At 40.8% G+C, this 8,203-nt stretch carries 7 protein-coding genes; 6 read left to right on the top strand and 1 reads right to left on the bottom strand.

Translation table 11 applies throughout. The features are described from left to right. Window positions 1–141 precede the first annotated feature (141 nt). Complete coding sequence (locus tag C9J48_RS27115; RefSeq protein WP_006232898.1) at window positions 142–423, bottom strand: hypothetical protein; 282 nt, start codon at window positions 421–423, stop codon at window positions 142–144. A gap of 678 nt (window positions 424–1,101) precedes the next feature. Between C9J48_RS27115 and C9J48_RS27120 the strand changes: the two genes are divergently transcribed. The 6 genes from C9J48_RS27120 to C9J48_RS27145 form a co-directional block, all read left to right on the top strand. Continuing rightward, window positions 1,102–2,238 (top strand): polysaccharide export protein, encoded by a 1,137-nt coding sequence (locus C9J48_RS27120; protein ID WP_006232899.1) that lies wholly within the window; start codon window positions 1,102–1,104, stop codon window positions 2,236–2,238. Window positions 2,239–2,376: 138 nt separating this feature from the next. Then, a complete protein-coding gene (locus C9J48_RS27125) occupies window positions 2,377–2,820 on the top strand; it encodes an arsenate reductase/protein-tyrosine-phosphatase family protein (protein ID WP_006232900.1) in 444 nt (147 codons plus the stop codon). 86 nt (window positions 2,821–2,906) lie between these two features. Continuing rightward, complete coding sequence (locus C9J48_RS27130) at window positions 2,907–5,075, top strand: polysaccharide biosynthesis tyrosine autokinase (RefSeq protein ID WP_036804120.1); 2,169 nt, start codon at window positions 2,907–2,909, stop codon at window positions 5,073–5,075. A gap of 241 nt (window positions 5,076–5,316) precedes the next feature. Beyond that, on the top strand, window positions 5,317–6,507 hold the full coding sequence (locus C9J48_RS27135; RefSeq protein WP_006232903.1) for a UDP-N-acetylglucosamine 4,6-dehydratase: 1,191 nt from the start codon (window positions 5,317–5,319) through the stop codon (window positions 6,505–6,507). A gap of 45 nt (window positions 6,508–6,552) precedes the next feature. After that, window positions 6,553–7,698 carry a LegC family aminotransferase gene (locus tag C9J48_RS27140; RefSeq protein WP_006232904.1) on the top strand — a complete coding sequence of 382 codons (1,146 nt, stop codon included), beginning with the start codon at window positions 6,553–6,555 and terminating at the stop codon, window positions 7,696–7,698. 36 nt (window positions 7,699–7,734) lie between these two features. Next, the coding region (locus C9J48_RS27145; protein WP_181320844.1) for a UDP-N-acetylglucosamine 2-epimerase at window positions 7,735–8,203 on the top strand (469 nt) is incomplete at its 3' end.

Genomic DNA, 8,203 nt, shown 5'->3' on the forward strand with positions numbered 1-8,203 from the left:
AGAAGTAAAAGGTACTGAAAGGGTGATTGAACGTGCTGTGGCTTTATTAAGTAAAGTGAAATAACAACCGCACTCAACAGTGCGATCATTAAATAACACAGCTATTTCTTATTATTCTGTCTTACATCTTATGCGATGTAATTAGCCTTGAGCAGCTGAAACAGACGTCGTTGTGTTGTTGCTGCTACCTGAATCGGCAACTGCAACTGCAGCGACGGCTACTGCTACACCGGCTGCGACTGCTGTTGCCGTAATACCACCAGCCGCTGCTGCTGATGCGCCAGCTGTACCCGCTGCTGCGCCAGTCGATGCTGTTGTACCAGTTGTTCCTGCAGTACCTGCTGTAGTGCCTGTTTCAGTCGCAGCAAACGCAGAGCTAGCCATCGACATTGCCGCTAATAACGCAATTGTTGTCTTCTTCATCCTAATTCCCTTACTTGTAAAAAATTATAAAAACATAAAAAGATCAAAGGTAATCTTCTTATTAATGATATGGGGATATTTAGACAATGGCAATGGATCCTTAAAAATGTCATAAAATCATTTTAAAGTAAATGGGAGGCGAGTCGCGTTGTTAATGTGAAAGAAGCCTTGATGATACTGTCAATTAGAGGGATTTGTGTTTTTTTTGATGAAATATAACAGTAAATAATATGTGAAAGATGCTTTTAAAATGAATGATTGAGGTGTCAATGGATTGTTTTTTAAGACTTGGAGAGTTTGCTCGCAGTGATGTTCTGAGGGGGAATAATTTAATTCCTATTTCCTTATATTGAGTGTAAAATGCAGCTCGATTTCATATGAAAGTTGATTTATTTATCTGCTTTTATATAGCGAAGATCATACTAAATAGTGCAGTAAGCACTTTGGTTGCGTGATTTTAGCTATAACTCAAGACCTAAGACAGACGTTAGTTTAAGTGTTTCGTCTTTGCATTTTATCATATCAGCATATTGGGAGCTGCAACCTAAGGGCGGTAGCATGGAAAAATCCAATAATGCGCTTTAGTATCAAATGAATTTTAGGAACGAGGCCTTAGCATTGTTCCACCCTTTGCTGCATCTGCAGTCCATCCCTTTTTTAAGATTGAATTTATAGCATATGGATTTCACTAAAAAACTGCTTATTACCGTAATGGCCTCGACCATGCTGGTAGGCTGCACCGTGCCTGGTTCTCATTTAACGGTTGATGATAAAAAGATTGTTGCTTCGAATCAGTCACAGGATAGCGATGTTAGCGATCAAGTTAATGTTTACCCTTTAACGGCAAATGCAGTCAATCAATTTAAAGTCCCAGCAATTTTTTCTAAAACTAACCCAAGTTTAGATGCCGAAATTGTGCGCTATCAATATCGCATTGGTCCGGGTGATATTTTGAATATTACAATTTGGGATCATCCTGAATTGACTATTCCTGCGGGCTCTTACCGAAGCTCTGAAGAATCGGGCAATTGGGTGCACGCTGATGGTACCATTTTTTACCCGTATATCGGTTTAGTCAAAGTTGAAGGTAAAACGGTTACTGAAATTCGCACTGAAGTAGCGAAACGTTTGGCGGAATTCATTGAAAGCCCACAAGTGGATGTTAATGTTGCATCTTTCCGTTCGCAAAAATCTTATGTTACAGGGGAGGTAAACACCCCTGGTCAGCAACCGATTACAAATGTGCCGTTAACACTGCTTGATGCAATTAATCGCGCAGGCGGTTTGGCTACTGATGCTGATTGGCGTAATATCACATTGACCCGCAACGGGGCAGAAGAAAACCTCTCATTATACGCTTTAATGCAACGTGGTGATTTAACCCAAAATCGATTACTACGTGCTGGTGATATTATACATGTGCCACGTAATGATGCTCAAAAAGTGTTTGTGATGGGGGAGGTAAACGATCCTAAATTACTTAAAATTGACCGTGCAGGTATGAGCCTAACTGAAGCTTTAAGTAATGTGGGTGGCATTAATGAATTGTCCGCCGATGCGACTGGGGTGTTTGTGATCCGTAGTAAAAAACAAACGTCTGAGAGTGCCCCTGTTATTGCGGATATCTATCAGCTTAATATTCAAGAAGCATCTGCTTTAATAATAGGTACTGAGTTCGCTTTAGAACCGTATGACATTGTGTATGTAACGGCGGCACCGATAACTCGTTGGAACCGTGTAATTGCTCAACTTCTACCAACTATTAACGGCTTTAATAATCTGACCGAAGGTGCATTACGAGTAAGAAACTGGTAATAAAAAATGTTTTTAAGTAGAGAGTAGTTAGTGTTTTTTACTTGCTATGTTTTAATTTATAAACTATTAGGGGAGAGGCTAGAAACCTTGATTTTATTACCCTACATTCTCCCCTCTATTATTAAGATTAAGTGAATTATGTTCAATAAAATTCTAGTCGTCTGTGTTGGGAATATTTGCCGTTCACCATCTGGTGAATACTTATTAAAGCAATATCTACCGAATAAAACGATAAACTCTGCAGGCATTGCAACAGCCAAAAGTGGTTTAAGTGGTAAGCCTGCCGATAAGATGGCGAATACTGTCGCACAAGAACACGGTTATTCACTTGATTCCCATCAAGCTCAGCAATTAACTCCTGAGTTATGCCATAACTATGATTTAATCCTAGTCATGGAGAAAGGGCATATTGAAGCTGTTACCTCTATAGCACCAGAAGTTCGAGGGAAAACAATGCTCTTTGGCCAATGGATTGGGCAGGCAGATATTCCCGATCCGTACCGTCAAAGCAGAGAAGCCTTTGATCATGCGTATATATTAATAGAGCAAGCTGCCAAAGCATGGGTGGCGAAACTAAAATAAATGTAGGAGTGAAATATTGTTTCGGCGATATTCATTTCCAGCAAAACTTTGGCCTTCGGCCCCTTACGACCGAGCAATCAATCATCATGAGCGTTACGCAAAATTTATCTGAAAAAAATAGCTCTTCTTCTGACGAAATCGACTTGGGAAAATTATTTGGTACTTTAGTTGATAACCGTTGGCCTATTATAATTATTACCTTTATGTTTGCCATTAGTGGAGTGGCGTATGCGTTATTAGCTACACCTATCTATAAAGCTGATGCATTGATACAGGTGGAACAAAAGAGCAGCGGTATGCCAGCTCTTGGTGATATGGGGGAAATGTTTGGTAGCGAATCATCCGCGACTACCGAAATTGAAATTATGAAATCTAGGATGATTCTCGGGAAAACTGTGGATAAGTTGAATCTTACTACAGTTGCTATACCGCAATACTTACCGATTATTGGGAAAGGGGTGGCACGACTTCGAGGCATTTCTGGTGATATTGACGTCGGTCGCTTTGATATGCCTGATTATGTGGTGGCGCCAGTATTTACTTTAACTGTTGTTGATGCTGATAATGGGCAATATGTAGTAACCGATGCTGATAAGCGAGAAGTATTAACAGGAAAGGTTGGAGAACTTGCAAGTCAAGGTGGTTATCATTTATTTGTTAGCTCTATGATTGCAGATACGGGATCGAGCTTTAAGCTAGCTAAGCGTTCACGTTTAGATGCGATACAAAATTTACAGCAAAATGTTGTAGTAAGTGAGCGTGGTAAGCAAACGGGTATTTTACAACTATCATTAATGGGAGATAATCGCGACGATATTGAACATATTCTTAATAATATTAGTCAAAATTACTTCCTACAAAACGTTGATCGTAACTCTGCAGAAGCGGAAAATAGCCTTATCTTTCTTCGTTCGCATTTACCTGATATTAAAACCGAGTTAACTCTAGCTGAAGATAAGTTGAATAGCTATCGTCAAAAAAACGAATCGATTGATTTAGGGCTTGAAGCGAAATCTACGTTAGATGTCATGGTTACATTAGAAGCACAGTTGAACGAATTGACGTTTAAAGAAAGTGAAGTATCACAGCGTTTTACTAAAGAGCACCCTGCTTATCTGTCGTTACTTGATAAACGTAAAACCTTATTAGGCGAGCGTGATCGCTTAAATCGTCAAATACAAAAATTACCAAAAACACAGCGTGAAGTGCTGCGCTTGAGGCGTGATGTTGAAGTGAATCAGCAGATTTACGTTCAACTATTGAATAAAGTTCAAGAGCTAAACATTATTAAAGCCAGTACCGTAGGTAATGTACGTATTCTTGACTCTGCTCAATCGTATTCGCGAGCAGTGAAACCAAAGAAGCAACTGATTGTAATTTTAGCTACCTTTTTAGGAGGTATGTTGGCAGTTGTGATTACATTATTGCGCATGGTATTCCATCGTGGCGTAGAAAATCCTGATGACATTGAAGCGATTGGCTTACCTGTTTATGCAAGTATTCCAATGTCTGACTGGCAGATTGAGCTAGATAAAAAAATCCAAAAGAGAAAAGTTAAAACGGTTAATGAAACCTTATTGACGGTTTCAAATCCTGCTGATTTATCCGTTGAGGCGTTGCGTAGTTTACGCACCAGTTTACATTTTGCGATGATTGAGGCCAAAAATAATATCTTAATGGTATCGGGTCCAAGTCCAAGTATTGGTAAATCTTTTGTATCTGCAAATATGGGTGCTGTTATTGCTAAAGCCGGTCAGCGTGTTTTAGTCATCGATGCCGATATGCGTAAAGGGCGGATGGAACGTCAAATGGCAACTACACATAAATCAGGATTGTCTGATTATTTATCAGGCCAAAGAACTATTGAGGATATAATTAAAGAGCCGGGTGTTGATAATTTAGACTATATCAGTCGTGGAGATGTTCCTCCTAACCCGTCAGAGTTACTTTTACACCCACGTTTCCAAGAGTTAATGAAGTGGGCATCTGCGAATTACGACATAGTGATTATTGATACACCACCAATTTTGGCTGTAACGGATGCGGCTATTGTTGGCGTCCATGCAGGTACAACCTTTATGGTGGGTCGATTTGGTCAGAATGCAGTAAAAGAGATTGATGTTGCAAAGCAGCGTTTCGAGAAAAATGGTATTGAGGTGAAAGGTTTCATTTTAAATGCTGTTGTTCGTAAAGCTAGTAGTTATTATGGCGGTAATTATGGTTACTATAATTATAGCTATGAATCAGAAAAATAAGCGTTACGCTTAATTTGTTACTTAAAGAAGGCACGATATATTATCGCGCCTTCTTCATTCTACAGTAAGAGCCGAACCTACAGTTGCGAAAGGTCAAATCCCCTGTGCTTAATCCTGAGTGAATCTATGTTCTAGGACTATTTTTTTCCTTCTCAATTACAACTAATTTTGTCTCTGATTAATTTCGTCCTGTGTTTTAGTATTCATGATTTTAACATCAAGAATTAAAGGTGTAATAAAAATGAGTTCAATATTACCTCTCATTGGCCGTAAAAAAGAACTTTTTTTTGACGATATCATTTCACATGAAAAAGTCTTAAAAGAAAATATTACTGGCTCACGTTTTCTTGTTCTTGGTGGCGCCGGCTCTATCGGCCAAGCTGTGACGAAAGAAATATTCAAGCGTAACCCCAAGAAGCTGCATGTTGTCGATATCAGTGAAAATAACATGGTTGAGCTGGTGCGTGATATTCGTAGTTCGTTTGGCTACATCAATGGTGACTTTCAGACTTTCGCATTAGATATTGGTTCTATTGAGTATGATGCATTTATTAAAGCGGATGGCCAGTATGATTATGTGCTAAATCTATCGGCACTGAAACACGTTCGTAGCGAAAAAGACCCATATACATTAATGCGTATGATTGATGTCAATGTGTTCAATACGGATAAAACCATTCAGCAGTCTATTGATGCTGGCGTTAAAAAATATTTCTGTGTATCCACTGATAAAGCCGCCAACCCAGTCAATATGATGGGCGCGTCCAAGCGTATCATGGAAATGTTCCTTATGCGTAAAAGTGAGCAAATGGCTATTTCAACAGCGCGCTTTGCGAATGTGGCATTTTCTGATGGCTCACTACTGCACGGTTTTAACCAACGTATACTCAAGAATCAACCGATTGTGGCCCCCAATGACATTAAACGCTATTTTGTGACACCGCAAGAGTCGGGTGAATTATGCCTGATGTCCTGTATCTTCGGTGACAACCGTGACATCTTCTTTCCTAAATTGAGTGAAGCATTGCATCTTATTTCGTTTGCTGACATTGCCATCAAATACCTAAAGCAACGCGGATTTGAACCCCATTTATGTGAAACGGAAGAGGAAGCGCGCGAATTAGCCAAAACTCTGCCCGCAGAAGGTAAATGGCCATGTCTATTCACGTCAAGCGATACCACGGGTGAAAAGGACTTTGAAGAGTTCTTTACTGATAAAGAGACGCTGGATATGGCGCGTTTTGAGAATTTAGGCATCATTAAAAATGAGCCACTTTACCAACAAGAATTACTTGAATGGTTTGAGCAAGAGATTGGTCAAATGAAATTGGCTCGTGAGTGGGATAAAGAGGAGATAGTGAAACTGTTTTTCACCATGCTCCCTGATTTTGGTCACAAAGAAACGGGCAAGTACCTCGACAGTAAAATGTAATAGCGATGATCTAAGTCGGTTTATAAAAAAGTAGAGAGCAGAATAATGAGCCAAGCATCGATAGTTGAGTTTGTTCGTGATATATACCAAACCAATGACTTTATTCCATTGCATGCGCCAACCTTTGATGGCAATGAGCAACAGTATGTTCTAGAAACGATTCAAAGCACTTTTGTCTCTAGCGTGGGTAAGTTTGTCGAGCAGTTTGAACATAAAATAGAAGCTTACACCGGTACAGCAAAAGCGGTTGCAACCGTCAATGGTACCGCAGCACTTCATGCTGCGCTGTATATGGCAGGGGTTCAACCGGGTGATTTTGTTATGACTCAAGCATTGACCTTTGTTGCGACCTGTAATGCTTTGCATCATATGGGCGCAGAGCCTATTTTTGTCGATGTGTCGCCCGTCAGTTTAGGCCTATGTCCTAAAGCGATGGACGAATTTTTGACGCAGCATGCACAGTTAACCGAAAAGGGGTGTATTCATAAGCAGACGAAGCGTCCAATTCGCGCTGTAGTACCTATGCACACTTTCGGGCACCCCGTTGAGTTGGATGAGCTGATTGCCGTTTGTCAAAAATGGAATATTGTGCTCGTCGAAGATGCTGCTGAAAGTTTAGGCTCTTTTTACAAGGGAAAACATACGGGGACGCTCGGTGACTTTGGTGCGGTGAGCTTTAATGGCAATAAAATTGTTACTACCGGTGGTGGTGGCATGGTTTTATGTAAAACGGCAAAGCTTGGCGCACGGACTAAGCATGTTACGACGACGGCGAAAGTACCGCACCCGTATGAGTTCTATCATGATGAGGCGGGTTTCAACTACCGTATGCCTAATCTCAATGCCGCATTAGGCTGCGCGCAAATGGAAGTTCTAGAGCAATACTTAGCACAAAAACGTGTACTGGCTAACCGCTACCATGAATTTTTTGCTCAGAGTGATTTTCAATTTGTGTTGGAGCCGGAATACGCGCAATCCAATTACTGGCTAAATGCGGTGATTTGTCCGTCTGCCCAAGCTCGTGATGAATTGCTAAAACAGACCAATGACGCTGGGGTAATGACTCGCCCAATTTGGCAGCTGATGCACCGTTTGCCGATGTTTAAAGATGCCCCTCGTGGTGACCTCACTCAGTCAGAACATATTGAAGCGCATCTGATTAATTTACCTAGCAGCCCGGTTTCTCTTTAGCCGATAAGGGCGAACAAGAAAAAGACCAATTTTATTATGAGTAAGGCATTCATGAATAAGAACGTCGCGGTTTTCACCGGCACAAGAGCAGAATACGGTCTGCTCTTTTGGCTTTTAAAAGACATTCAAAACGATCCACAGTTGCAGTTGCAGCTGTTGGTCTCTGGTATGCATTTATCCCCTGAATTTGGTGAAACATATCAGCAGATAGAAAAAGATGGTTTTGTTATTGATGAAAAAATTGAGATCCTTCTGTCGTCGGATTCAGCTGTAGGTACCGCGAAAAGCATGGGGTTAGGTGTCTTGGGGTTTTCTGATGCACTTGCTCGATTACAGCCAGATGTCTTGGTGATTTTAGGCGATCGTTTTGAAGCGCTGGCAGCGGCACAAACGGCAATGATTATGCGTATTCCCATTGTCCATTTACACGGTGGCGAGATCACCGAGGGTGCGTATGACGATGCGATCCGTCATGCCATCACCAAATTAAGTTATTTGCACGGCA

The organism is Photobacterium profundum, assembly GCF_003026285.1.
Lineage (GTDB): Bacteria > Pseudomonadota > Gammaproteobacteria > Enterobacterales > Vibrionaceae > Photobacterium > Photobacterium profundum.